23 protein-coding genes are annotated in these 24,387 nt (G+C 67.0%); 21 read left to right on the forward strand and 2 right to left on the reverse strand.

Going from position 1 to position 24,387, the window contains the following annotated elements; all coding sequences use genetic code 11:
- The first annotated feature begins 28 nt into the window (after positions 1-28).
- The 6 genes from FB562_RS04135 to ndk all read left to right on the forward strand — a co-directional run bounded on the left by FB562_RS04135 (position 29) and on the right by ndk (position 7,304).
- A complete protein-coding gene (locus tag FB562_RS04135; RefSeq protein WP_141879989.1) occupies positions 29-379 on the forward strand; it encodes a GntR family transcriptional regulator in 351 nt (116 codons plus the stop codon).
- Complete coding sequence (locus tag FB562_RS04140; protein ID WP_141879990.1) at positions 376-1,392, forward strand: DUF1648 domain-containing protein; 1,017 nt, start codon at positions 376-378, stop codon at positions 1,390-1,392. Before FB562_RS04135 ends, FB562_RS04140 begins: the two co-directional genes overlap by 4 nt.
- 365 nt (positions 1,393-1,757) lie before the next feature.
- Positions 1,758-5,084: an isoleucine--tRNA ligase gene (ileS, locus tag FB562_RS04145; RefSeq protein ID WP_246081334.1), complete on the forward strand. Its 3,327-nt coding sequence runs from the start codon at positions 1,758-1,760 to the stop codon at positions 5,082-5,084.
- Positions 5,077-6,468 (forward strand): bifunctional folylpolyglutamate synthase/dihydrofolate synthase, encoded by a 1,392-nt coding sequence (locus tag FB562_RS04150; RefSeq protein ID WP_141879992.1) that lies wholly within the window; start codon positions 5,077-5,079, stop codon positions 6,466-6,468. The genes ileS and FB562_RS04150 overlap by 8 nt, the downstream gene beginning before the upstream one ends.
- On the forward strand, positions 6,465-6,854 hold the full coding sequence (locus tag FB562_RS04155; RefSeq protein ID WP_246081335.1) for a DUF4233 domain-containing protein: 390 nt from the start codon (positions 6,465-6,467) through the stop codon (positions 6,852-6,854). The genes FB562_RS04150 and FB562_RS04155 overlap by 4 nt, the downstream gene beginning before the upstream one ends.
- A gap of 30 nt (positions 6,855-6,884) precedes the next feature.
- Entirely contained in the window at positions 6,885-7,304 is a 420-nt protein-coding gene (gene ndk / locus FB562_RS04160; RefSeq protein WP_141879993.1) for a nucleoside-diphosphate kinase, read from the forward strand.
- A gap of 89 nt (positions 7,305-7,393) precedes the next feature.
- Here the strand turns inward: ndk and FB562_RS04165 are convergent, their stop codons facing one another.
- A complete protein-coding gene (locus FB562_RS04165) occupies positions 7,394-8,251 on the reverse strand; it encodes a vitamin K epoxide reductase family protein (RefSeq protein WP_342777277.1) in 858 nt (285 codons plus the stop codon).
- 410 nt (positions 8,252-8,661) lie between these two features.
- Here FB562_RS04165 and FB562_RS04170 point away from each other — a divergent pair, with 410 nt between their 5' ends.
- The 4 genes from FB562_RS04170 to FB562_RS04185 all read left to right on the forward strand — a co-directional run bounded on the left by FB562_RS04170 (position 8,662) and on the right by FB562_RS04185 (position 14,685).
- Positions 8,662-11,286: an Rne/Rng family ribonuclease gene (locus FB562_RS04170; protein WP_141879994.1), complete on the forward strand. Its 2,625-nt coding sequence runs from the start codon at positions 8,662-8,664 to the stop codon at positions 11,284-11,286.
- Between the two features lie 96 nt (positions 11,287-11,382).
- On the forward strand, positions 11,383-12,435 hold the full coding sequence (locus FB562_RS04175) for a permease (protein WP_141879995.1): 1,053 nt from the start codon (positions 11,383-11,385) through the stop codon (positions 12,433-12,435).
- A complete protein-coding gene (locus FB562_RS04180; protein ID WP_141879996.1) occupies positions 12,425-13,270 on the forward strand; it encodes a TIGR03943 family putative permease subunit in 846 nt (281 codons plus the stop codon). The genes FB562_RS04175 and FB562_RS04180 overlap by 11 nt, the downstream gene beginning before the upstream one ends.
- Positions 13,267-14,685, forward strand: a complete 1,419-nt coding sequence (locus tag FB562_RS04185; protein WP_141879997.1) for a hypothetical protein — start codon at positions 13,267-13,269, stop codon at positions 14,683-14,685. Before FB562_RS04180 ends, FB562_RS04185 begins: the two co-directional genes overlap by 4 nt.
- 21 nt (positions 14,686-14,706) lie before the next feature.
- Here FB562_RS04185 and FB562_RS04190 read toward each other — a convergent pair whose 3' ends face one another.
- Positions 14,707-14,985: a DUF4031 domain-containing protein gene (locus FB562_RS04190; RefSeq protein ID WP_141879998.1), complete on the reverse strand. Its 279-nt coding sequence runs from the start codon at positions 14,983-14,985 to the stop codon at positions 14,707-14,709.
- 43 nt (positions 14,986-15,028) lie between these two features.
- On the opposite strand from FB562_RS04190, the gene FB562_RS04195 reads away from it, so the two are divergent.
- From FB562_RS04195 to FB562_RS04245, 11 genes are all read left to right on the forward strand, one after another.
- Entirely contained in the window at positions 15,029-15,610 is a 582-nt protein-coding gene (locus FB562_RS04195) for a hypothetical protein (protein ID WP_141879999.1), read from the forward strand.
- Between the two features lie 135 nt (positions 15,611-15,745).
- Complete coding sequence (rplU, locus tag FB562_RS04200; protein WP_141880000.1) at positions 15,746-16,054, forward strand: 50S ribosomal protein L21; 309 nt, start codon at positions 15,746-15,748, stop codon at positions 16,052-16,054.
- A gap of 19 nt (positions 16,055-16,073) precedes the next feature.
- The gene (rpmA, locus tag FB562_RS04205; RefSeq protein ID WP_141880001.1) at positions 16,074-16,331 is read left to right on the forward strand and encodes a 50S ribosomal protein L27; all 258 of its coding nucleotides are present in this window, start codon (positions 16,074-16,076) and stop codon (positions 16,329-16,331) included.
- 108 nt (positions 16,332-16,439) lie between these two features.
- Positions 16,440-18,029, forward strand: coding sequence for a GTPase ObgE (gene obgE / locus FB562_RS04210; protein WP_141880002.1), 1,590 nt, complete (start codon positions 16,440-16,442; stop codon positions 18,027-18,029).
- The gene (proB, locus tag FB562_RS04215; RefSeq protein ID WP_141880003.1) at positions 18,029-18,868 is read left to right on the forward strand and encodes a glutamate 5-kinase; all 840 of its coding nucleotides are present in this window, start codon (positions 18,029-18,031) and stop codon (positions 18,866-18,868) included. Before obgE ends, proB begins: the two co-directional genes overlap by 1 nt.
- Before the next feature lie 47 nt (positions 18,869-18,915).
- Complete coding sequence (locus FB562_RS04220) at positions 18,916-20,226, forward strand: glutamate-5-semialdehyde dehydrogenase (RefSeq protein ID WP_141880004.1); 1,311 nt, start codon at positions 18,916-18,918, stop codon at positions 20,224-20,226.
- Between the two features lie 74 nt (positions 20,227-20,300).
- The gene (locus FB562_RS04225) at positions 20,301-20,495 is read left to right on the forward strand and encodes a hypothetical protein (protein WP_141880005.1); all 195 of its coding nucleotides are present in this window, start codon (positions 20,301-20,303) and stop codon (positions 20,493-20,495) included.
- Between the two features lie 23 nt (positions 20,496-20,518).
- The gene (gene nadD / locus FB562_RS04230; RefSeq protein ID WP_425459815.1) at positions 20,519-21,118 is read left to right on the forward strand and encodes a nicotinate-nucleotide adenylyltransferase; all 600 of its coding nucleotides are present in this window, start codon (positions 20,519-20,521) and stop codon (positions 21,116-21,118) included.
- On the forward strand, positions 21,115-22,926 hold the full coding sequence (locus FB562_RS04235; protein ID WP_141880007.1) for a hypothetical protein: 1,812 nt from the start codon (positions 21,115-21,117) through the stop codon (positions 22,924-22,926). Before nadD ends, FB562_RS04235 begins: the two co-directional genes overlap by 4 nt.
- Before the next feature lie 52 nt (positions 22,927-22,978).
- Positions 22,979-23,380 carry a ribosome silencing factor gene (rsfS, locus tag FB562_RS04240; RefSeq protein WP_141881074.1) on the forward strand — a complete coding sequence of 134 codons (402 nt, stop codon included), beginning with the start codon at positions 22,979-22,981 and terminating at the stop codon, positions 23,378-23,380.
- 18 nt (positions 23,381-23,398) lie between these two features.
- On the forward strand, positions 23,399-24,370 hold the full coding sequence (locus FB562_RS04245) for a hypothetical protein (protein WP_141880008.1): 972 nt from the start codon (positions 23,399-23,401) through the stop codon (positions 24,368-24,370).
- The last annotated feature ends 17 nt before the right edge of the window (positions 24,371-24,387 follow it).

Consider the following 24,387-nt stretch of genomic DNA (forward strand, 5'->3'; position numbering starts at 1 on the left):
ATTGCAACTAGAACAATAGACTGGCGGCATGTTGGTTCGAGTCGACCCGTCGTCGGAGGTTCCGCTGTTCGATCAGCTGGCCACCGGCATCCGGGTGTCAATCATGTCGGGGTCGCTGCCCACGGGGGAGCGCCTGCCGTCGGCGCGTGAGCTGGCCGAGTCGCTCGACATCAACGTGCACACCGTTCTGCGCGCGTATCAGGAGCTTCGCGACGAGGGCCTCATCGAGCTTCGTCGCGGCCGCGGCGCCATCGTCTCGGCGAAGGCGCGCGACTACAGCGGGCTCACCGCGGCCATCGCCTCCGTCGTCGCCGAAGCGCGGGCGCACGACGTCTCGCCGGCAGCACTGTCCACACTCATCAGAGAGGCCTACCAATGACCCAGCAGGCATCCGCCTCGCTCACCGACACCGCCCGCGCCACGCGTACCAGGGTGCTGCTTGTCGGGGTCGTCGTGCCCGTGTTCATCGCCGCTGTCGCAACCGCGATCTGCGTCGCATGGCTGCCGGAACTGCCCGATCCCATCGCCATCCACTGGGGCGCGAACGGTCAACCCGACGGCTACGGCAGCGCGTGGATGTCCATCCTCATGCCGCTCGTTCTCACGATCTTCTTCTGTGGAATCGCGGTCGCCTCATCGTGGAGGCTCACTCCGAGCGGTCGCATCGTGTGGACGCAACGCTTCGTTCTTGCCACCGGCACTTGGCTGGCCATGCTCATCAGCGTCATCGCCGTGGGCACACTCGCCCAGCAGCGCGGCCTCGACGATGCCGCCCAGACGGGAACCATCGGCGGCATCATGGCCATCGGATTCGGTGTCGCCACGCTGCTCGCTGTCGGAGCCTGGTTCCTGCTGCCCGCCCACGACAGCGCCAGGCTGAACGCAGCGCAGGCGGCCGAGCCGCTGCCCGCAGCGCCCGGTGAACTGATCGCATGGTCGCGCACGGCGCACATCGCGACGCCGGCGCTCCTCATTCTCGCCGGCGCGATCCTGCTGGTGGTCGGCACCGTTGTCGTGTGCGCCGTCGCCGCACCGGAGGGCCTCGCGATCTCCGTCATCGCTCTCATTGTCGTCCTGTTTCTGGCTGCCGTCACCGCGATGTGGCGGGTCACCGCCGACCGCCGCGGTCTCACCGTCCGCAGCGTCCTCGGCTGGCCGAGGCAGCGCATCCGTCTCGAAGACATGACGGATGTCTCGGTCACCACCGTCGACCCGATGGCCGAATTCGGCGGCTGGGGTTGGCGCTGGGGCGGCGACCGTCGCAGCGGGGTCGTTCTCCGCCATGGCTCCGCGATTGAGGTGACCCGCGCATCCGGTCGTCGCTTCGTGATCACCGTCGATGATGCCGAGACCGGGGCATCCGTGCTCGCGGCCCTCCGCGCACGCGACTGAGCGCCCAGCAGGAGATTCTTGCCGACGCGCCGCGCCCGGCCACGATCAGCCGGCGTGTCACCCAGAATCTCCTGCAGAAGCGCCGGCTCGACGCTCGGTTGACGGATGCGAGCGCCCCAGACGCGAGCCCCGGCGCGATCGGCTAAACTTGCGGCAGAGACTGCGATCCGGCCATCACCGGGGAGTCTTCGGAAGAACGGCGGATGCCCTGGCATCAGCCCAGTAGAACCGAACGGGTCTGGCCCGTCACAGCCAAAGAACAAGCGGTCGCGCTCCTCACGGGGTGTGGCAAGCGGGGTGGTACCGCGGCAGGTGATCTCGTCATCGGCCGTCCTCGTGCAGAGTCGTCACTGCCAGGAGTCACATTGAGCTATCCCCGCCCCGCCGCCGACGGGAGCCCCGCCGAGCCTCTCACGCCGAGCCCTCGTCTCCCCGACATCGAGACGGGCATCCTCGCGTTCTGGAAGGGCGACAAGACCTTCCAGGCGTCGATCGATCAGCGTGAGGGATGCCCCGAGTGGGTCTTCTACGACGGCCCGCCGTTCGCGAACGGCCTGCCGCACTACGGGCACCTGCTCACCGGCTATGCCAAGGATCTCTTCCCGCGCTACCAGACGATGCGCGGCAAGCAGGTGCACCGCCGCTTCGGTTGGGACACTCACGGGTTGCCGGCCGAGTTGGAGGCGATGCGTCAGCTGGGCATCACCCGCAAGGAGGAGATCGAGCAGATGGGCATCACGGAGTTCAACTCCGCCGCCCGCGATTCGGTGCTGCGCTACACGAAGGAGTGGGAGGGTTACGTCACCCGCCAGGCGCGCTGGGTCGACTTCGAGAACGACTACAAGACGCTCGACACGAACTTCATGGAGTCGGTCGTGTGGGCGTTCAAGCGCCTGCACGACAAGGGCCTCGCCTATGAGGGCTTCCGGGTGCTTCCGTACTGCTGGAACGACGAGACCCCTCTCTCCAATCACGAGCTGCGCATGGACGACGATGTCTACAAGCCGCGGCAGGATCAGACCGTCACGGTCACATTCCCGCTTGTGGGCGAGAAGGCGGAGGCGCTCGGCCTGACGGCGGTTCGGGCGCTCGCCTGGACGACGACCCCGTGGACTCTTCCGACGAACCTGGCCCTCGCGGTCGGCCCGCAGATCGAGTACGCGGTGCTCCCCAGCGGCCCGCTCGGCGGAGGCGACGGCGCCGAGGAGGGCGTCGCCGAGTATCTGCTCGCCGCCGACACGATCGCCGCCTACGCGAAGGAGCTCGGCTACGCGGATGCTGCTGCCGCGAAGGCCGCAGTGAGCCGCACCTTCACGGGCGCAGATCTGGGGGGCGTGCAGTACGACCGCCTCTGGGACTTCTATGCGGATGTCGACACGTACGGCACGCAGAACGCCTGGCAGATCCTGGTCGCCGACTATGTCGCGACGGGTGAGGGAACGGGTATCGTGCACCAGGCGCCCGCCTACGGCGAGGACGACCAGATCACCTGTGCGGCCGCCGGCATCCCCATCGTCATCTCCGTCGACGATGGCGCCCGCTTCCTGCCGAGCGTTGCTCCGGTTGCGGGTCTGCAGGTCTTTGAAGCCAACAAGCCGCTCACGCAGCTCCTGCGCGCGGAGGGTCGCCTGCTGCAGCAGAAGAGCTACGAGCACAGCTACCCGCACTGCTGGCGCTGCCGCAACCCGCTCATCTACAAGGCGGTGTCGAGCTGGTTCGTGCGCGTGCCAGAGTTCCGTGATCGCGCCGTCGAGTTGAACGAGCAGATCTCGTGGGTTCCCGAGAATGTGAAGCACGGCCAGTTCGGCAAGTGGATGGCGAATGCCCGCGACTGGTCGATCTCGCGCAACCGCTACTGGGGTTCGCCGATTCCGGTGTGGAAGAGCGACGACCCCGAGTTCCCGCGCGTCGACGTGTATGGCTCCCTGGCGGAGCTGGAGCGCGACTTCGGCCGCCTGCCGCTGAACCGTGACGGCGAAGTCGACCTGCACAGGCCGTACATCGACGAGCTGACCCGGCCGAATCCGGATGATCCGAGCGGCAGGTCCACCATGCGCCGCATCGAGGACGTGCTCGATGTCTGGTTCGACTCTGGCTCGATGCCGTACGCGCAGGTGCACTACCCGTTCGAGAACCAGGAGTGGTTCGACAGCCACAACCCGGCCGACTTCATCGTCGAGTACATCGGGCAGACGCGCGGCTGGTTCTACATGATGCACGTTCTGTCGACGGCGCTGTTCGATCGTCCGGCCTTCAAGAACGTGATCAGCCACGGCATCGTGCTCGGCAACGACGGCCAGAAGATGTCGAAGAGCCTGCGCAACTACCCCGATGTGTCTGAGGTCTTCGACCGTGACGGCGCGGATGCGATGCGCTGGTTCCTGATGTCGTCGTCGGTCATCCGCGGTGGCAATCTGATCGTCACGGAGGAGGGAATCCGTGAGGGTGTGCGGCAGTTCCTGCTGCCGCTCTGGAACTCGTACTACTTCTTCGCGCTGTACTCGAACGCGGCGACGGAGGGCGGCTACGAGGCCACGTGGCGCACCAATTCGTCGAATGTGCTCGACCGTTACCTGCTGGCGAAGACGCGCCAGCTCATCGTGGATGTGACGACGCATCTCGATGCGCTCGATTCGCCGCTGGCCGCGCAGAGCCTGCGCGACTTCGCAGATGTGCTCACCAATTGGTATGTGCGTCGCAGCCGCGACCGCTTCTGGGGCGGAGACAAGGGTGGTGCCGACTGGCGCGACGCCTTCGACACGCTGTTCACGGTTCTGGAGACGCTCACGAGGGTTGCCGCGCCGTTGGCTCCGCTCGTCACCGAGCAGGTCTGGAAGGGCCTCACGGGTGGCCGAAGCGTGCACCTGACGGACTGGCCGGATGCCGAGCTGTTCCCTGCGGATGACACGCTCGCCCGCAGCATGGACCGTGTGCGGGAGATCGCATCCGCCGGTCTGGCGCTGCGCAAGTCGACGGGGCGTCGCGTGCGGCTTCCGCTGGCGAGCCTCACCGTCGTGAGTGAGGACGGCGCACAGCTGGGCGCCTTTGCAGACATCCTGCGCGACGAACTGAACGTCAAGGAGGTGCGCCTCGAGCCACTCGAGGAGGGCAGCCTCACCGAGTTCGGCATCGTGCGCCGTCTGACGGTGAACGCTCGCGCCGCGGGACCCCGCATCGGCAAGGCGGTTCAGCAGGTCATCCAGGCGGCGAAGGCCGGAGACTGGGAGCCGAATGGCGACAACGTGATCGTCGGCGGCGTCGAACTGCTGCCGAGCGAGTTCGAGCTTGAGCTCAGCTCCGGCGATGAGGCGAATGCCATCAGCTTTCTCAGCGGCGGCGGTTTCGTTCTGCTCGATACAGCGACCACCCCGGAGCTGGAGGCGGAGGGTCTGGCCCGTGACATCATCCGTGCCGTTCAGGACACGCGCAAGGGAGCCGGTCTCGACGTGAGCGATCGCATCCGCCTCGAGCTGTTCGTGGAGGATTCGGGCGAGGCCGCCAGCATCGAGGCCTTCGCCCAGATCATCGCGGAGGAGACACTCGCGAAGCAGGTGTCGGTGCATGCGGGTGCCGGCTCGGAGCTCGACTCCAGCGTCGGCGCGTATCGTTCCGTCGTGACCGCAGGGCAGTACGCGAACACGGGTGCCGTGACGATCGATGTTTCAGTGTGGGGAGCCCCAGTAGATGTCTAAGAAGCCACTGTCTGACGACCCGGAGCTGGGTGACGACGCACTCCTGCAGCCGCAGGCCGATGCCGTCTATGCCGAGCTGCTGGGCCGCGTGGGAGAGTCCGCGCCGCGCCCGCGCCTCGAGCCGACGCGCCGGGCCGCCGAGCTGCTGGGCGACCCCCAGCGGGCCTACCCGGTCATCCACCTCGCCGGCACCAACGGCAAGACCAGCACGAGCCGCATCGCCGAGAGCCTGCTGCGGGCGACCGGCGTGCGCACCGGGCTCCTGACGAGCCCGCACCTCGTGCGCGTCAACGAGCGCATCGTCATCGACGGTGAGTCGATCAGCAACGAGGCGTTCATTGCCGCCTACCGTGACATCCGGCCGTATCTGGAGATGGTGGATGCGGAGCTCACGGCGGCAGGCGAGCCCGCGCTGACATTCTTCGAGGCCTTCACTGTGCTGGCCTTCGCGGCCTTCGCCGATGCTCCCATCGATGTCGCCGTCGTCGAGACGGGGATGGGCGGCGAATGGGATTCCACGAACATCGCCGACGGTGAGGTGGCCGTGTTCACGCCGATCTCGCTCGACCACACCCACAGGCTGGGCAGCACCGTGCGCGAGATCGCGGCAACGAAGGCGGGCATCGTGAAGCCCGGCTCGGTTGTGGTCTCCGCTGCGCAGTCGCCGGATGCTCTGGCCGAGATCACGAAGAAGGCCGTCGGCCTCGACGTGGATCTGCGCGTGCAGGGCGAGGCTTTCGACGTCACGAGCCATTCGGTGGCGGTCGGCGGCCAGTTGGTCTCCATCCGGGGCCTCGTCGGCAGCTATGACGATGTCTTCCTGCCGCTGTATGGCAGCCACCAGGCGCAGAACGCGGCCGTTGCGGTTGCCGCGGTCGAGGCGTTCCTCGGCGGCGGGACCCAGGCGCTCGCGCCCGATGTGGTGGAGGAGGCGTTCGCGACGGTTGTATCGCCCGGCCGCCTCGAGTTGGTAGGCATCGAGCCGACCGTGCTCGTCGATGCCGCGCACAACCCTGATGGTGCGTCCGCTCTCGTGAGTGCGCTGGGGGAGTACTTCACTTTCGACGAGGTCGGCATCGTTCTGGGCGTTCTCGAAGACAAGGATGTCGAGGGCGTCGTTCGGGCGCTCGCGCCGGTGGCGACCCGCTTCTATGTGACGCAGTCGCACTCGGAGCGCGCCATCCCATCCGACGATCTCGCCTATGTGGTGCGCAACATCGCCGGCCCCGACGCCGTGTGGGAGTACGACTCGCTTGTCGCGGCGGCGGATGCGGCGCGCGGCTGGGCCGCGGAGCAGCCGAAGCGTGCCGTCGTGGTGACCGGTTCGATCACTCTCGTGGGTGAGGTCCTGCAGCTCGCCGAACAGTTGGGGTGGAAGCCGTGACCGCGCAGCCGGCCCGCGCGCCGCGCCGGGAACGCAGCGCCACCGAGAGCCTGCTCTCGATCGTGCTGGGGCTCGAGGCGGTTCTCATGATCTTCGTCATGTTGACCGTGTTCGGGCTCGATCTCGCGCATCCGGCTCTCGCCTTCGGTGGCGGCGCCGCGCTGATGGTCGCGCTCATTCTGGCTGGTCGCTTCGTGCGCCACGACTGGGGCGTGTGGGTCGGTTGGGCGCTGCAGCTCGTGCTCGTGCTGCTCGGCCTCGTGCACCCCGCCCTGTATGTCGCAGGCGGAATATTCGTCGCCATCTGGATCTACTGCTACATCACCGGTCGCAGGCTTGACCGTCGCAAAGCCGCTTTTCTGGCCGGCGGGCCCACGACCGCCTAGTCCATCTCAACCGACCCTCAAGGAGAAGAAATGTCCCTCGAAGTTGAAGAAACGCTCGTACTCATCAAGCCGGATGGCGTCGCCCGCGGCCTGACGGGTGAGATCCTGCGCCGCATCGAGGCGAAGGGCTACCAGCTCGTCGACCTGCGCTTCGTGCACGCCGACCGCGATCTCCTCGCACAGCATTACGAGGAGCACCAGGGCAAGCCCTTCTACGAGCCCCTCGTCGAGTTCATGGAGAGCGGCCCCGTCGTCGCCGCCCGCGTGGCCGGCAACCGTGTGATCGAGGGCTTCCGCTCGCTCGCGGGCACCACGGACCCGAGCTCCGCAGCGCCCGGCACGATCCGCGGCGACCTCGGCCGCGACTGGGGCCTCAAGGTGCAGCAGAACCTCGTGCACGGCAGTGACTCGACCGAGTCTGCCGCCCGCGAGCTCGCGCTCTGGTTCTAGCCGCTCCCGGCAGTTGACGGCGCCGTGCCCCGCGTGGGGTGCGGCGCCGTTGCTATTTCCCAGTGTTTGAAAGATCGGTGCATTGACGGTCAGAGCATCGACAGGTAGTCGAGGCGCAGCTGGGCGAGAACGGCGACGACGGTGTAGCTGAGCACCGTGAGCAGGGGAGCCCATCCGAGGATGATTGACCCGGCCCTGCTCGCGACACCGTTTCGAGAATGCGAGAGCAGCAGGCCCCAGGCCGCCCAGAACGTGGGGATGGTCACCGACCAGGTGACGATGCACCAGGGGCACAGTGTGCCCAGCACGTAGACGCTCTGGCCGATCAGCCAGATGACGAGCACCATCGCCCCTGTGACGCCCAGCGCGAACAGCACACGGAACCACTGTGCGAGCGGCGCGCCGGCGATGAGCGCGAAGCCCATCACGAGAACGGCGGCCCAGCCGGCGAGGCCGATCAGGGGGTTCGGGAAGCCGAGCACGGCGCCCTGCGCAGAGCTGAGATTGGCCCCGCACTGTACGAGCACGCTGAAGTTGCAGCCGAGCTGTGCCTCGGGCGAGACAAGGGTGATGACCTTGTCCATGGTGAGCGTCCAGGCGGCCCACAGGCCCACGAGACCGGCGATGATCAGGAACGCGCCGAGCACAGGGCGGCGGCGTGTCCCGGATGCTGCACCGCGGCCTGCGAGCATGACGGTTCCGATTCCGACGGGCAGGGTGAACAGCACAAGCCCGGCCGCCGCCCACGGCACGCCCAGGATGCCGTCGGGCACCGGCGAGCCCTCCTCGAGTGTTGCGAACACGCCGAGTGTCGCCACGAAGCAGGCGATCCAGGCCGCGGCCCCGACGACGATGAGAGCGAGGGCGAGGAGGGGGCTCCGGCCGTGCTCTCGGCGTGCTGTCGGAGTGCGCGCGCCACTGTTCTGCGGGGTCGGGATGTCGGACATGCGGCCATTCTCGCACCAGGAGCCTGAGCCGATCTCCCGGCCTCCGCCAGGCTCTTGTCTGGCGCATGGTGAGCATCCGGTCGATCTATTACGAGCCAAATGCCGCGCAGACGGCCCGGCGTGCGATAATTTGAGAAGGTCACCTTCGAGCCGCGCTCAAGGGGACGTGAAGAGAAAGCTTTCCGGGCAGCCGGTCGACAGTCGACCGGTAGGCACCGAACAGGAACAACAAGAAGACGTACGAGACCAGAGCCGGTACCACTGGAGCAAGAGCCCACGGGGCCTGCGCACGATGTACCCGCCGATCTTGAGGCGTGAAGAATTAGTGGCCACCGCCTACGGCGCGGGTCGCACGAGAGAGTACCGGGTGGGTAGCGCGGTTATCCGCCCCGGCTAGGAGTGCACCAGTAATGGTGGAGACAAACGACAACAATGACGAGCAGAGCAAAGACAACACGGGCAAGGATGGCGGTGTCCTGAAGAGGGTGCGGCTGTTCGGCGGTCGGAGGGCCAAATCCACGGCGGCGTCGGGAGCACAGGATGCTCCGGCGGCGGCGCAGGAGGTTGCGGCACCCGCAGCAGAGGTGGCCGAAGCGGCTCCCGCTGCAGACACGACCGAGGCAGCTCCCGCTGCTCCGGCCCGCAAGCCGGCCACACGCCGTCCTGCGAAGGCGAGCACCACGGCATCCACCGATGCTGCTGAGAAGCCTGCCGAGAAGCCCGTAGAGGCGCCGAAGGCGTCCGCGCCTGTGCGCCCGACGACCTCGCTGCTGTTCCAGGCTCCCGATCTGCCCACGATGATCCCGCCGACGCACGACGAAGATGATGACGACGTCTCGGGCGAGTCGTCGAGTGCCCGTCGTCGCACGCGTCGCCGCTCCGGCGAAGACGGTGGCGACTCCGAGCGCGGCGGCTCGAACAACAACGGCGCAAACGGCAACAACAACGTGGTGAAGGTGCGCCAGCCGCGCCAGCAGCCTGAGCCCTCCAACGAACCGCAGAAGGTGCGCGGCTCGACCCGTCTCGAGGCGAAGAAGCAGCGTCGCCGCGACGGTCGTGACGCCGGGCGTCGCCGTCCCGTCATCACCGAGGCCGAGTTCTTGGCCCGCCGCGAGAGCGTCGACCGGGTCATGGTGGTGCGCCAGAAGAACAACCGCATCCAGATCGGTGTGCTCGAGGACGGCGTGCTCGTCGAGCACTACGTGGCGCAGTCGCAGGAGGCGTCGCTCATCGGCAACGTCTACCTGGGTCGCGTGCAGAACGTGCTGCCGAGCATGGAGGCGGCATTCGTCGACATCGGCCGCGGTCGCAACGCGGTGCTCTACTCGGGCGAGGTCGACTGGGAGGCCGCTGCCGAGAATTCGGCTGAGGGCAAGAACCAGGCCCGCCGCATCGAGCTGGCGCTCAAGCCCGGCGACAAGGTGCTCGTGCAGGTCACGAAGGACCCGATCGGGCACAAGGGCGCCCGCCTGACCAGCCAGGTCTCGCTGCCCGGCCGCTACCTCGTGTATGTGCCGAACGGCTCGATGAACGGCATCAGCCGCAAGCTGCCCGACACGGAGCGTGCGCGCCTCAAGAAGATCCTCAAGGAGGCGCTGCCCGAGAACACGGGCGTCATCGTGCGCACCGCGGCCGAGGGTGCGACCGAGGAGCAGCTCACGCTTGATGTGAACCGCCTCACCTCGCAGTGGGCGTCAATCAGCACTGCGCTCGAGACGGTCTCCGCCCCGGCTCTGCTGCACAGCGAGCCCGACCTTCTGGTCAAGATCGTTCGCGATGTCTTCAACGAGGATTTCCACCGCCTGGTCATCGAGGGAACGGATGCGCGTGACACGATCACGCGCTACCTCACCCAGGTGGCTCCTGACCTGCTCGACCGCATCGAGCCGCACATCGGTGGCAAGGACTCCTTCGACGAGTTCCGCATCTCCGAGCAGATCGAGAAGGCTCTCGACCGCAAGGTGTGGCTGCCGTCCGGTGGTTCGCTTGTCATCGACCGCACCGAGGCGATGACCGTCGTCGACGTCAACACGGGCAAGTTCGTCGGTTCCGGCGGCAACCTCGAAGAGACCGTCACGATGAACAACCTCGAGGCTGCTGAGGAGATCGTCCGCCAGCTGCGTCTGCGCGACATCGGCGGCATCATCGTCGTCGACTTCATCGACATGGTGCTCGAGTCGAACCGCGATCTCGTGCTGCGCCGCCTGGTGGAGTGCCTGAGCCGTGACCGCACGAAGCATCAGGTCGCCGAGGTCACCTCGTTGGGTCTCGTGCAGATGACCCGCAAGAAGCTTGGCCTGGGCCTCATCGAGTCGTTCAGCGAGCCGTGTGAGTCCTGCGCCGGCCGCGGCATCATCGTCTACCACGACCCGATCACGCGCCACCGTCAGTCGCCGCAGCCGGAGACCCGTCGCAGCCGCGGCGGCAAGGGCGGCGGCAACAGCGGCAACGGCGGCGGGAACGGCGGCGGTAACGGCAACGGCGGCTCCTCGAGCAGCAAGCCGGCGGCGACCCACGCCATCACCGAGGATGTGAAGAACGCACTCGCCCAGATCGCGGCGAGCACGATCGCACCGCACGCGGCCGAGGGTGAGCAGTCGGCACCCGAGCCCGTCGAGGCGGCTCCGGCCGCCGAGGCTCCCGCAGTCGATTCGCTGGCGAAGGTGAGCCAGAAGTCGCCGCGCACGGGTGGCCGTCGCGGGCGTTCCGGTTCTGCTGGTTCTGCTGGTTCTGCGGCGAAGACGACCGATTCCGGTGAGTCGGATGCGAAGGCATCCGAGACGAAGGCATCCGACAGTGCCGCGCCCCAGGCTGAGGTCGTCGAGATCTTCGACATTCCGGTTGTGAAGTCGCCGCGCACGCAGCGCCGTGTCGTTGCGAAGGAGGCCGAGCAGATCCTCGGCTCCGTGCTCGACGCACTGCCTGAGCCGAAGCAGCCGGGCCAGGGCCGTTCGCGCACGTCGCGTCGTGCCTCGAGCTCCGGTGTTGTGCAGGCGGGTAGCGCAAGCGCAACCACGGCAGACGGCTCGGAGTAGCCGCGGGCCCTTCGTCGATTCCCTGTCATCTGGGCCTCGCACCAGCCTCCTGAGGCTTGTGCGGGGCCCAGTGTGGCTTGGGTAGGCTTGCCGACGATGGAAACCCGAACCGCCACCAGACGTCCGACCCGTTCCGCCGGGTTCGGGCAGGCTCGGCGACCGGGCGCGGGGAGCATCATCGGGCTCACCGTCGGAGTGCTCGGCATCGCCGGGCTCTTCGTGCTGCGTGCCGTCACTCCCTCGATCGGGCTGCCGAGCCTGCCGAATGCGGTGCAGGATCTTCTGACGCTGGGCATCGCGGTCATCGTCGAGTCGCTCCCATTCGTCGTGCTCGGAATCCTCCTGTCGATCGTCGTTCAGCACTGGATTCCGGATGCCTGGATCACCCGGGTCATGCCGCGCAATCCGTGGCTTCGACGCGGGATGGTGTCGTTCCTGGGCATGTTCCTGCCGGTCTGTGAGTGCGGCAACGTTCCGCTCGCGCGGGGGCTTGTTCTGAGGGGCTTCACCGTCTCGGAGTCGATGACGTTCCTGCTGGCGGCGCCGATCCTGAACCCGATCACGATCATCACCACACATCAGGCCTTCGGTTTCGACGACGGCATCCTCGTGGCGCGCCTTCTGGGTGGCTTCCTGGTCGCGAACGTCATCGGGTGGGTGTTCAGCCGGCACCCCGACCCGCAGTCGCTTCTCACGGAGCGGTTCGCGGCCGAGTGCCGTGCCCCGGATGCGCATGGGCATGGAGGCACTCGCTGGCAGAAGAGCGTCTCGCTGTTCGTGCGTGAGGCGGGCGTGATCATGCCCGCTCTGTTCATCGGCTCGCTGTTGGCGGGCTTGGTTCAGGTCGCTGTTCCGCGCGATGTGCTGGTGAGTCTCGGCAGCAACCCGCTCTGGTCGATCCTCGCGATGATGCTGCTCGCGTTCGTCATCTCGGTGTGTTCGAGTGTTGACGCGTTCTTCATCCTTCCGTTCGCGAGCAGTTTCATGCCCGGCTCGATTGCGACCTTCCTGATCTTCGGCCCGATCATCGACATCAAGATGCTTGCCCTGCTGCGTACGACGTTCACGACGGCTGTTCTGGTGCGTATGACCGTGATCGTGGCACTTCTCAGCGCGGCGATCGGTCTGGTGGTGAACTATGCGTTCTGAGCCCGGTGGCGACGGCACGCTCCACGATGATGGGGCCGAGCACTCGCATCCGCACGATCATCCGCACGATGGCGAAGAGGCCTCGCGCGGGCTCTGGCAGCTGTGGCGGCGGTGGCAGGGGGTCGTGCTGGCCACGATCGTGCTCGTGGCGACGCTGTGGCTGGCTGTGACCAATCAACTGGTTCTGTATATCCATCCTCGCTACATCGTTTTCACGGTGATCATGGCGGTGCTGGGCCTCGTCTTCGTTGTGGCGAGCAGCGTCATGCGGGTCGACCATGAGCACGAACCTGCGCGGCGTCCGTGGCAGTCGGTGCTGTCTGTGGCCTCCACGGTGCTCGTTCTTGCCCTCGCGGTGGGGCTGGTCATCGTGCCGCCCGCAACCCTGACGACGGCGACGGCCTCGCAGCGCGAGATCAACAGCACCGCGCTGGACGACACATCGGCGACGGTCGCGGATGCCAGCGGCTCGACCGCCGTCTTCGACCGCTTCACGGTGCTGGACTGGGCCTCTCTGCTGCGCCAGACATCCGATCGCTCCTTCTTCGCCGACAAGCCGGCCGATGTCATCGGCTTCGTCACGCCCGATCCTGATGACCCCGATGATTCGTTCTATGTGTCCCGTTTCATGGTCACCTGTTGTGCGGTCGACGCCCAGCCGGTGGGCGTGCCCGTGTATCTTCCGGGCTGGGGCGAGCAGTTCGAGGCGGATGCGTGGGTGCAGGTCCAGGGCGTGTTCGACACGAACCCGAGCCGCAGCAGCAAGCAGCCGCTGGCCCTCCTGCCCGTCAGCGCAGAGACGGTCGATCAGCCGAGCGAGCCGTACCTGTATTGAGTGCCGAGACCGCAGTAGCGCCGTTCCGGCGAGCCTTTGCCGCCGTCGTGGCGGTGCTCGTCGTCTTCTGCCTCGCGTTCTTGGGCCTGACCTGGTTCCAGGGGCCGAAGTTGTCGTCGGCGCAGTTAGACACGCAGGCCGTGGTCGCCTCGTCGGGCCAGCAGCTGAGGATGTTCGCGAATCAGTCGCTGGCGCAGGTCGACGCGTCGCAGGTCTCGGTGGAGCCCGCGGCGGCCTTTTCGGTCGACACGGTCGGCGACATCGTGTCGATCACGTTCGAGCAGAGACTCGGCTATGGCCTCGACTACGCGGTGACCGTGTCTGGGGTGACCAGCCTGCACAACACGAGCGATGCGGTGTTCCGCTACGAGTTCACGACGGATGCGCGGCCCGTCTTCCATCTGGATCGGGCAGATCCTGAGACGGGTGAACCCGACCGTGTCATGAGATCGACGCTGGATGCGAAAGGTCTCTCCGGGCAGGAGTCCGTGTATTCGGCTCAGGGCATCATGGACTTCACGGTCATAGGGCAGGCCCTCGCGGTCATCACCCGTGAGGGCGAACAGGGCGCCGAGCAGCATCATCTGAGCCTCGTCAGTCTCGCCGACGGCATGGTCGAGGAGATCGTGCTTCCGGAGCCGGGAACGCTCGATGAGCTGCGCTCGGGGGGTTCGGCCGCGCTGGGCTTCCGCTTCACACCGGAGAGCACCCGGGCAACGGGCGAGGGTGTGCACACGCTCATGTGGATCGATCTCGAGGGGTCGCATGTGCCGCAGACGGTGGCGGGCATCGATGGTTCCGCTCTGCAGCCGATCGATTGGCGGTTCCTGCCGAGCGGAGAGCTGCTGGCCCTCAGCGGAGACAATGTGCTGCAACGGGTCGATCCGACGGGGGAGTCGCCGACGCTTCCGCTGGGCGACTACCAGGGCATCGAGAGTGTGTCGGCCGATGGCAGCACGGCGATCGTACGTGACCTCTACGACACGATTCTGCTGGTGCTCGACGACTCCGCCGGGGGAGTGCCGGGAGATGAGCTTCCCTTCGGCCCAACGCCGATCGATGGCGTGAGCCCGTTCGGCGGTCAGGTGGCGCTTCTGCTCGAGGGCCCGGCTCGCGTTCAGAAGGTCAGCGTCTTCGATGAGGGGTCGGGGTTCTTCGAGGGCAAGATCGTCGTCGACGACGGTGCCGTGTCGCGCATCCTGTTCGAATCGGTTCCCGGCACGACGAGCATCGAGGACTTCACGGTGTCACCGAACGGCCAGTTCGTGGTTGTGGAGGTGATCCCGGATGTCTCGGCGATGGTCTCCGACGCCTACTATCCGCTGGCGCGCCCCACGTCGATCACGACGCGTTTCATCGATCTCGTGTCTGGTGCGGTTGTCGCCGAGGTGGCGGGTTTCGACGTCGAGTGGTGAGTGCGGCGCCTGTTGCGGCGCTCAGCCGATGCCGTCGCGACGTTCCCTCTGCGTGATGCGCAGGCCGCTGGCCTGGAGCCGCCGCACGAGTTCGCGGTTGGCCACGGGCTCGGCCCCGAGATCGACCAGTTCGGCGTGTCGACTCTCGGGCACGTCGTAGTGGTCGAGGTCGAAGCTGCGCGCGGGCAGGCCGGCGCGTTTCGCGAAGTCGTGCAGTTCGTCGAGTGATGTGTCGCTGACGAGGTGGCTCCACAGCATCTCGTGCGCTGGCCACATAGGCTGGTCGATGAGAATGGCCATGTCTTGAATCCTAGACAGGGCACGGATGAGCGAAGGGCGACGGATGACCGAGCAGAGCAGTCTGGTTCGCCTGGTCAAGCGCAGGGGTGCTCTCGCCGCCGCGGTGATCGCCGTGGGAGTGCTCGCCGTCATCGTCGTTCAGGGTGTGCTGCGGGGCGTGACGTCGACGCTGTTCTCGCTCGGGATGCCCGATCTCGGCTATGTGGGCACCATCTGGTCGGATGTCACCACATCGGTGGCGCTTGTCGAGTTCCCGTTCGCGATCGGTGTCTTCCTGTGTCTGTGGCTTGTCGCGCCGGTTGCGGCGGAGCTTCGTCTGGCGCATGTCATCACACGGTCGGTGCTGGCCGCGGGTGCCGGTGCGGTGCTCGTTCTCGTCGTTCAGGGCTTCCAGGCCCTCGTCGTGGGCATCTGGGTCGGGGGTGGGTTGTTCGGCGCGTCATTCCCGTTCTCGGGCTTCTCGGGCAGTGACATCGGGTACCGGCTGGGCTTCGCGATGCAGACGGCTGTGGGCTCGTTCATCGATCTCGTGCCGCTCGTGGTCCTGGCGGGTGTTTTTCTCTGGATGTGGTTGGAGCGTCATCCGGTTTCCCATCAGGTTTCAGGTATGCTTGACGAGGTTTGACCGGCCCCCGAGAAATCAAGTAGTATTGATCCTTGGCGTGCGCTGGCAAAGCCCGCTTTCAACGCCAAATTCTTCTTCGGAGCCTCAGTCTTCGATGAAACAGTGAAGCTTCGTTCAAGTAGTTAGGGTTCCCAAGTGGTTTACGCAGTTGTGCGCGCCGGTGGTCGGCAGGAAAAGGTCGAGGTTGGAACGGTCGTCGTTCTTGACCGCATCTCGGCCGACAAGAACGGCAACATCGAGTTGGCCCCCGTGCTGCTCGTCGACGGTGACACGATCACGCACGACGCGAAGGCGCTTGCGAAGATCACGGTCACGGCTGAGGTTCTCGGAGACGAGCGCGGCCCGAAGATCGTCATCCAGAACTACAAGAACAAGACCGGGTACAAGCGTCGCATGGGGCACCGCTCCGAGCTGACCCGCGTCAAGATCACCAGCATCAAGTAGAGAATTAAGGGGCTGAGACATGGCACACAAAAAGGGCGCATCGTCCACTCGTAACGGTCGCGATTCCAACGCACAGCGCCTCGGCGTCAAGCGTTTCGGCGGCCAGGTCGTCAGCGCGGGCGAGATCATCGTCCGCCAGCGCGGCACTCACTTCCACCCCGGCGTGAACGTCGGCCGTGGCGGTGACGACACGCTGTTCGCACTCGAGGCCGGCGCCGTCGAGTTCGGCGCGAAGGGTGGCCGCAAGGTCGTCAACATCGTGGCGGCTGCCTCCTAGGCGCACACAACTTCACACGGTGGGGCGGGCTTCGGCTCGCCCTTTCCGCGTTTCACTGGGGTGACAACATCCGTCAAACCCCCGCTCCGACAGATAAGGATCACGGCTATGGCAACCTTCGTGGACCATGTGACCCTCCACCTGCGGTCGGGACACGGCGGCAACGGCTGTGTCTCGGTCAAGCGTGAGAAGTTCAAGCCGCTTGCCGGCCCCGATGGTGGCAACGGCGGTGATGGCGGCGACATCATCCTGGAGAGCGACGCCCAGATCACGACGCTGCTGAACTATCACCGTTCGCCTCACAGGAGCTCGGACAACGGCCAGCCCGGCATGGGCGACCACCGCTCGGGCACGACCGGCGCAGAGATGGTGCTTCCTGTTCCCGTCGGCACTGTTGTGAAGGATGCAGACGGCAGCGTCATCGTCGACCTCTCCGAGCCGGGCATGCGCGTCGTCGTGTCGCCCGGTGGGCAGGGCGGGCTCGGCAATGCCGCGCTGGCGAACACCAAGCGCAAGGCGCCCGGCTTCGCACTCCTCGGCACTCCCGGGTGGGAGGGTGACGTTCAGCTGGAGCTGAAGGTCGTGGCCGATGTCGCGCTCGTCGGTTATCCCTCCGCGGGCAAGTCGAGCCTTGTCGCCGCGCTGTCTGCCGCGAAGCCGAAGATCGCCGACTATCCGTTCACCACACTTCACCCGAACCTCGGCGTCGTGCAGGCGGGGGATTCCCGCTACACGGTCGCCGACGTGCCCGGCCTGATCGAGGGCGCCAGCGAGGGCAAGGGCCTCGGCCTGGAGTTCCTGCGCCATGTAGAGCGTTGCTCCGCGCTCGTCCATGTGCTCGACTGCGCCACGCTCGAGCCGGGCCGCGACCCGCTGAGCGACCTCGACATCATTCTGGGTGAGCTCGGTGCCTACGATGTGCCCGAGGGGCAGCTTCCGCTGTTGGAGCGTCCGCAGCTCGTCGTTCTGAACAAGGTCGATGTTCCGGATGCCCGTGAGCTGGCAGAACTTGTGCGTCCAGAGCTCGAGGCGCGCGGCTACCGCGTGTTCGAGATCTCCGCGGTGAGCCACGAGGGTCTGCGCGAGCTGTCATATGCGCTCAGCGGCATCGTCGAGGAGAACAGGGCTGCGGCTGCCGTGCCGAGCACCGAGCGCATCGTCATCCGCCCCCGCGCCGTCAACGAGGCCGGGTTCACGATCACGGTCGAGGGTGGCAGCTACGGCAACGTCTACCGCATCCTGGGCGAGAAGCCGCAGCGCTGGGTCGCGCAGACCGACTTCACGAACGACGAGGCCGTCGGCTATCTCGCCGACCGGCTTGCGAAGATCGGCATCGAGACCGCGCTGTTCAAGGCCGGCGCGGTGGCTGGTTCGACCGTCGTGATCGGCCCGGGCGACGGGATGGTCTTCGACTGGGAGCCCACGCTGACCTCGACCGCCGAGCTCCTCACGGGGCCGCGCGGCACGGATGATCGCCTCGGCGAACGTGTCAGGCCGACCCGCAGTGCTCGCCGTGACGCCTATTTCGAGCGGATGGACGCGAAGGCCGCGGCTCGTGCTGAGCTGATCCGCGAGCGCGACGCCGGCCTGTGGAATGATGATGAGGGATTCGCCATCGACCGCGACGCGGCAGCGCCCGCGGGCGAGCATGACGACTCCGCACCCGATGACTCAACCACAGGAGACAGCAGCGAGTGATGCCGAGCGCGCCCACCACCAGCAGCATCCCCACGCTCAGCGCTGTGACGTCGCGCGCGGGGATTCCGCAGGCGCGGCGCGTCGTGGTCAAGGTCGGTTCCTCCTCGATCAGTGGTGCCAACTCGGCTCAGCTCCCGATGCTCGTCGACGCCCTCGCCGCAGTGCACGGGCGCGGCACGCAGATCGTGCTGGTGTCATCCGGTGCCATCGCCACGGGCCTCCCGTATCTGAAGCTTGACGGGCGCCCCGGCGATCTGGCGACGAAGCAGGCCGCCGCGGCGGTCGGTCAGAACGTACTCATCTTCCGCTACCAGGAGAGTCTCGACCGTTTTCGTATCGTGGCAGGGCAGGTGTTGTTGACGGCGGGTGACCTGGAGAACCCCGACACGCGGCGCAACGCCCGACGTGCCATGGAGCGGTTGCTGGAACTGCGCATCCTGCCCATCGTGAACGAGAACGACACGGTGGCGACCGAGGAGATCAAGTTCGGTGACAACGACGAGCTGGCGGCCAGGGTCGCACGCCTGATCGACGCCGATCTGCTTCTTCTCCTCTCGGATGTCGACGCCCTCTACACGAAGCCGCCGTGGCTCGAGGGGTCCCAGCGCATCGACGAGGTCGCATTCGACGACGAGTTGGCCGATGTCGAGTTCGGCGGCATCGGCGCGGCCGGCGTCGGCACCGGGGGAGCCCGAACGAAGGTCGCGGCGGCGAAGATCGCGGCGGCGGCGGGAACGCCCGTACTGTTGGCGGCCACGGCCCAGGTGAACGAGGCGCTCGGTGGCAGGGCCATCGGCACCTGGTTCGAAGCGGGTCGGCCGGAGCGCGCCGCGGGCTGAGCCCGTAACACCCGGGCGAGCGCGCACCGCGGCGGTACTATTGGGGCATGTCTGAGACCTCTGTCCGCGCTGCCGATGAGGCCGCCGTCACTTCGTCGCCCGATTCGTTCCTCGGCCCGTTCAACACGAAGCTGCTCGCGGCTCGTGAGGCGTCACGGTCGTTGGCGACCGCGACGGCCCAGGTCAAGAACGACGCGCTCGAGGCCATCGCCCGGGCTGTGCTGTCGGGGGCGGAGCGGGTCATCGCAGCCAACGAGCTCGACCTTGAGGCGGGCCGGCAGGCCGGGCTCAGCGAGGGGTTGCAGGATCGTCTCCGCCTCGACCTGGCACGCCTCGAGGGGCTTGCGGATGCGGTGCGCGATGTCGCAGCGCTTGTCGACCCCGTCGGCCAGGTCGTGAGGGGCTCGACGCTGCCCAACGGGCTGGGGCTCACCCAGGTGCGGGTGCCGTTCGGGGTGGTCGGTGCCATCTACGAGGCTCGCCCGAATGTGACGATCGACATCGCGGCGCTCGCGCTCAAGAGCGGGAACGCGGTGGTGCTGCGCGGCGGCAGCGCGGCCCAGAACTCGAACGGCGTCCTGGTCGAGCTGATTCAGCAGGCGATCGCATCCGTCGGCCTTCCCTCCGAGCTGGTGCAGACGATCGACGAGTTCGGGCGCGAGGGCGCCACCCAGCTGATGCGATCCCGCGGACTCATCGATGTGCTCATCCCGCGCGGCAGCGCGAACCTCATCCAGACGGTCGTGCGCGAATCGCAGGTTCCGGTCATCGAGACGGGCGACGGTATCGTGCACGTGTTCCTCGACGAGTCTGCCGATGCGGATCTGGCCGCGGCGATCGTGCACAACGCGAAGACCCAGCGACCGAGCGTCTGCAATGCGCTCGAGACGCTTCTCGTGCATTCTGCTGCGGCAGAGCGGCTGCTTCCCGGCGTTCTGGGCGGCCTGCGGGCATCCGGTGTCACCATCCACGGCGATGAGCGCACCGCTGCGGTGTTCCCGGATGTCGTGCCCGCGAGCGAGGACGACTGGGCGACGGAGTACATGAGCCTCGATCTCGCGGTGCGGGTCGTCGACGGGCTCGACGAGGCGATGGAGCACATCCGCCGCTACTCGACCCACCACACGGAGTCGATCATCACGCAGAGTCTCGCCAACAGTGAGCGGTTCCTGGCAGAGGTCGACTCTGCGGTCGTCATGGTGAACGCATCCACCAGGTTCACCGACGGGGGCGAGTTCGGCTTCGGTGCTGAGGTGGGCATCTCGACGCAGAAACTGCACGCGCGCGGCCCCATGGGGCTGCCCGAGTTGACGAGCACCAAGTGGATCGTGCGCGGCACGGGCCAGGTTCGCAGCTAGCAGGCTGTCGCACACGCTAGATTGGTTGGGCGCGGTCTTCATCTGCAGGCCGACGCGCAGTGAACGGAGAAAAGATGTCTTTTGCTGTATTCGCCGCTGAAGAGGCGCACGAGTTGGCTCCCATGGTGATGGATGTCATCTGGTTCCCGATCATCGCGGCTGCGGTGTTCGTCGCCCTCGGCGTTGTCACCTACAGCTTCCGTGACGTTGCGAATCGGCACTCGCACAAGACGGGTGGCGCTGCGGCCCACGGGACCGATCACCACTAGTCGGTCGGCTGACGATGACAGCAGTGGATCCGGATGCGCGCAGGCCGCGCGTCGGGATCATGGGCGGAACCTTCGACCCGGTCCACAACGGTCACCTTGTGGCCGCCAGCGAGGTCGCCCAGCATTTCGGGCTCGATGAGGTCGTGTTCGTGCCCACCGGGCAGCCATACCAGAAGCCGGATGCCTCGCTCAGTGAGCACCGCTACCTGATGACGGTCGTGGCCACGGCATCCAATCCGCGCTTCACGGTGAGCCGCATCGACATCGACCGTGACCGGCCGACGTACACGATCGACACGCTGCGTGACATGCGCGATGCGCGGCCCGATGCTGATCTGTTCTTCATCACGGGGGCGGATGCGATCGCCCAGATCCTTGAGTGGAAGGACGTCGACGAGCTCTTCGACCTGGCACATTTCGTTGCTGTATCAAGACCCGGGCATCCCTTGACTATTTCCGGATTGCCTGAGCAGGACGTAAGCTTGTTGGAAGTGCCTGCTCTGGCTATCTCCTCAACGGACTGTCGTAGCCGGGTTGGCCGGGGGTTTCCCGTCTGGTATTTGGTTCCCGACGGAGTTGTGCAGTACATCGCCAAGCACCATTTGTATCGGAGTCTCATATGACAGCGTGGCAGGACCAGCCACCGCAGACGCGGCGGCAGGTCAGGATGAATGAGCGTGGCGCGAGCGCCGACGCGCCATTCGGACTCGCCCCGCTGCAGACGGAGGAGACCCCCTTCGAGGCGTTCCCCGGCGACACGATCGAGACCACCGACCCCGCGGGCACGCCCGAGAGCGAGCGCCGCTTCGACACGAGCCAGGCGACGGATGCCTCGGTCAGCCCGGTCACGCCGGCCCCGTCAGGCGGGTCCGCACCTCTGGGCCGCCGCGCGCAGCGCGCAGCCGAGGCGCAGCAGCAGCCCGAGGCCGACGATCAGGCGTGGCGCCCTCGCGCGTTCCGCCAGCGCGATGTCGGAACTGAGGGGCGCGGCCAGAGCTTCTCCATGACGGATGCGCTGCCGACACCGGAACAGACGACGGCAGCGCCGTCCGCTTTCGTCGCCCCCGGTGGCGCTGACGCAGGGCCTTCCTTCCTTCCTTCGACATTTGACGCCTCGGCTCCGCTTGCTCCCGCCGCGCCCGACGCCCGGTCTTCCGCTCCCGAGCCGCAGGCAGAGCAGCCTGCGCCCATCGAGACTGCTTTCGCCCCCTCGGCTCCCGCCGCCACTGACCGTCTACTGACGCGTCGTGAGCGTCGCGCGCTTGAGCTCGCAGCCGAACAGCAGGCGGGTGCCGAGCAGCCGGTCGCCTTCGAGGCTCCGGTGCAGTTCGAAACGCCTGCGCAGTTCGAAACGCCTGCGCAGTTCGAAGCACCTGCGCAGTTCGAAGCACCTGCGCAGTTCGCGGCTCCCGTGCCGTTCGAGGTGCCGGTTCCGTTCGATGCGCCGGTCCCGTTCGATTCGTCTGCTCCTGCTCCCGATTCGACCCCGATCGATCTTCCTGCCCCGTTCGATGCTTCGGCGCCGTTCTCTGCTCCGGTCGATCTTCCTGCGCCGTTCTCTGCCCCGGTCGATCTTCCTGCGCCGACGGAGCCCCCCGCTGCTGTTCAGCTGCCTGCCCCGACGCTGCAGCCCGAGCCGGTTCTTCCTCTGATCGAGCCGTCTGCTCCCTTCGGCGGTCCGATCGACTGGTCCACGGTGGGTTCACCGACCATCGACCAGCTGTCGACCCCCGGGCTTTCTCTTGCCGATCTTCCGGCTCCCGGATCCCCGTTCGCAGGAATGCCTGCTCCGTCGGCTCCGCTCGCGGACATGCCAGCGCCGGTCGTGCCCGCCACGGCTCTGCCGGAGTCGCAGTCCGTGCCGCCGCAGGCATCCGGGCTCTTCGTGCCGGGGTCTGTCGCCGATTCGGAGCGTGGCGTCGATCACGCGCCCGAGATGCTTGCCGCCCCGTCGGGGCATTGGACGACCCAGGAGCAGCTCGACGACAGCAGCCAGCTCGCCGATTCGACGCCCGGCCGCGACCTGAGCGTCACGACCGGCCCGATCACCAGCAGCGCGCTCGTGCTGCCGTCGATCCCGCAGGGCTCTGATCTCTCGGCGCCGTTCAGCACGACGGGCGAGGTGCTCATCACGGGCTCCATCAACCTTCCGGCGAGCCTCGGCACGACGGGGGCGCATCCGTCCCGCTACGACCATTCCGATCTGGACGCCATGATCGAGGCGACCGACCGCGATGACGCTGAGGGCGACTCCGCCCCCGTGCGCGCGATCCGCGCCGTCAGCACCCACACCTCCCCGCGCGACATCATCGCCTCCACGCAGAAGTCGGGCGGCAGCAGGCTGCCGATGGTGCTCGCCATCTCTGCCGGTGCGATGATGGTCAGCGTCACCGTGCTCGTCATCGTCGGATTCATGTTCGACACGTTCTAAGCCCTGTGATGCGACGATTCTTCTCCACCCCGAACTTCCCTGATTGGATTCTGTGACTGCGACCGCGCGTGCCCTCGAATTACTGACCGTTGCCGCTGCTGCGGCCGATTCGAAGCAGGCCACCGACCTCGTCGCGCTGGATGTCTCGGGTCCGTTGCCGTTCGCGGACATCTTCCTGCTGGCATCCGGGCGCAATGAGCGCAACGTGATCGCCATCGCCAGCGAGATCGAGGACAAGATGATCGAGGCCGGCGCGAAGCCGGTGCGACGCGAGGGGCGGGCCGAGGGCCGCTGGGTGCTGCTCGACTTCGGTGACGTTGTCGTTCACGTGTTCCACGAGGAGGAGCGCGTCTACTACTCGCTCGAGCGCCTGTGGAAGGACTGCCCGGCGATTCCGATCGAGCTGCCGAGTGCTGCCGACGAGACGGCCGAAACCGTCGAAACGGCCGACTGACACGGCCCAGGCGGAGTGGTGCCTGATCGCCCGCTCGAACTGCCCCGGTGGACGGGGGAGTCGACGGATGCTGCGGCCACCATTGCGCTGATCGATCGTTGGGCGGGTTCGCCGCAGATGGCGCGCATCGTCGGAGCGTTCGGCGGCGACACCTCGGCCGTGGCATCCGTGCGAACGCTCGACTACCTGGGCGAGTTCTCTGCCGCCCACTGGGACTTCCGGCGCGGACGCGAGCGCAATCTTGCGGTGAGCGCCGAGTTCACGGATGCGCAGCGCGCTGCCGTCCTCGAGGCCGCGCCCGGACTGGGCCTGGCGCCGTCATGGCCGAGCCGTCGGCACTACGACGCCGTCGTGATGACGGGTGGGATGGTGCGGGCGGGCATCGTGAAGCCGCGCTTCCTGCGCGAACTGTTGGATGCCGGAGTGAGTTTCGACTCTGCGGTGTACCTCGGCGGATTTCGGCCCTTCGCTGGCGACGAACTTGATGTGGCCCCGAAGCTCGGGGTGGTCGGCAGCGACGAGTTCCACGGAATGGAGGCGGGCATGCGCCTCGCCTTCGGGCTGCAGGAACCCCCGGCTGTCGAGGGAGAGGGTGAACCGGGCGACACGGCGTCATGGGTTGAGCATTCGTGGCCGGCTCGGGCTGGTGCACCACGTCTGAGCGTGCTGGCTGCGCCCTCGTCCGAGCCGGAACTGCGCCGGGCCAACACCGTCGACACGTACCGCTTCTGGGCGGAGCACCGGCGCAGGCCAGAGTGCCGCTCGGTGCTGGTCATCACCACCCCGATCTACGTGCCGTACCAGGCGGCGGGGGCCGTGGAGGTGTTCGGCGCCGACTACGGGCTCGCAGTGGAGACGGTGGGCGTGAGCGAGAGCGCGAACGACCTGGGGGCGCTCACCCAGCCGTTTCTGGTGCAGCACTTTCTGCAGGAACTGCGCTCGGGCATCCGGGGCATGGCCTCATTGAGGGCCCGGTTGAGCGGCGGATGATCGGGGCGACGCGCCGC

The organism is Homoserinimonas aerilata (genome assembly GCF_006716125.1).
Classification (GTDB): Bacteria; Actinomycetota; Actinomycetes; order Actinomycetales; family Microbacteriaceae; genus Homoserinimonas; species Homoserinimonas aerilata.

Bases quoted from the DNA above. Each gene is read 5' to 3' on its own strand.
- FB562_RS04225 (WP_141880005.1), top strand. From the start codon at position 20,301: ATGTCTTTTGCTGTATTCGCCGCTGAAGAGGCGCACGAGTTGGCTCCC.
- FB562_RS04140 (WP_141879990.1), top strand. From the start codon at position 376: ATGACCCAGCAGGCATCCGCCTCGCTCACCGACACCGCCCGCGCCACG.
- FB562_RS04195 (WP_141879999.1), top strand. From the start codon at position 15,029: ATGACCGAGCAGAGCAGTCTGGTTCGCCTGGTCAAGCGCAGGGGTGCT.
- FB562_RS04180 (WP_141879996.1), top strand. From the start codon at position 12,425: ATGCGTTCTGAGCCCGGTGGCGACGGCACGCTCCACGATGATGGGGCC.
- FB562_RS04170 (WP_141879994.1), top strand. From the start codon at position 8,662: ATGGTGGAGACAAACGACAACAATGACGAGCAGAGCAAAGACAACACG.
- obgE (WP_141880002.1), top strand. From the start codon at position 16,440: ATGGCAACCTTCGTGGACCATGTGACCCTCCACCTGCGGTCGGGACAC.
- FB562_RS04135 (WP_141879989.1), top strand. From the start codon at position 29: ATGTTGGTTCGAGTCGACCCGTCGTCGGAGGTTCCGCTGTTCGATCAG.
- FB562_RS04165 (WP_342777277.1), bottom strand. From the start codon at position 8,251: ATGTCCGACATCCCGACCCCGCAGAACAGTGGCGCGCGCACTCCGACA.
- ndk (WP_141879993.1), top strand. From the start codon at position 6,885: ATGTCCCTCGAAGTTGAAGAAACGCTCGTACTCATCAAGCCGGATGGC.
- FB562_RS04190 (WP_141879998.1), bottom strand. From the start codon at position 14,985: ATGGCCATTCTCATCGACCAGCCTATGTGGCCAGCGCACGAGATGCTG.
- FB562_RS04150 (WP_141879992.1), top strand. From the start codon at position 5,077: ATGTCTAAGAAGCCACTGTCTGACGACCCGGAGCTGGGTGACGACGCA.
- proB (WP_141880003.1), top strand. From the start codon at position 18,029: ATGCCGAGCGCGCCCACCACCAGCAGCATCCCCACGCTCAGCGCTGTG.
- FB562_RS04175 (WP_141879995.1), top strand. From the start codon at position 11,383: ATGGAAACCCGAACCGCCACCAGACGTCCGACCCGTTCCGCCGGGTTC.
- rpmA (WP_141880001.1), top strand. From the start codon at position 16,074: ATGGCACACAAAAAGGGCGCATCGTCCACTCGTAACGGTCGCGATTCC.
- FB562_RS04235 (WP_141880007.1), top strand. From the start codon at position 21,115: ATGACAGCGTGGCAGGACCAGCCACCGCAGACGCGGCGGCAGGTCAGG.
- FB562_RS04220 (WP_141880004.1), top strand. From the start codon at position 18,916: ATGTCTGAGACCTCTGTCCGCGCTGCCGATGAGGCCGCCGTCACTTCG.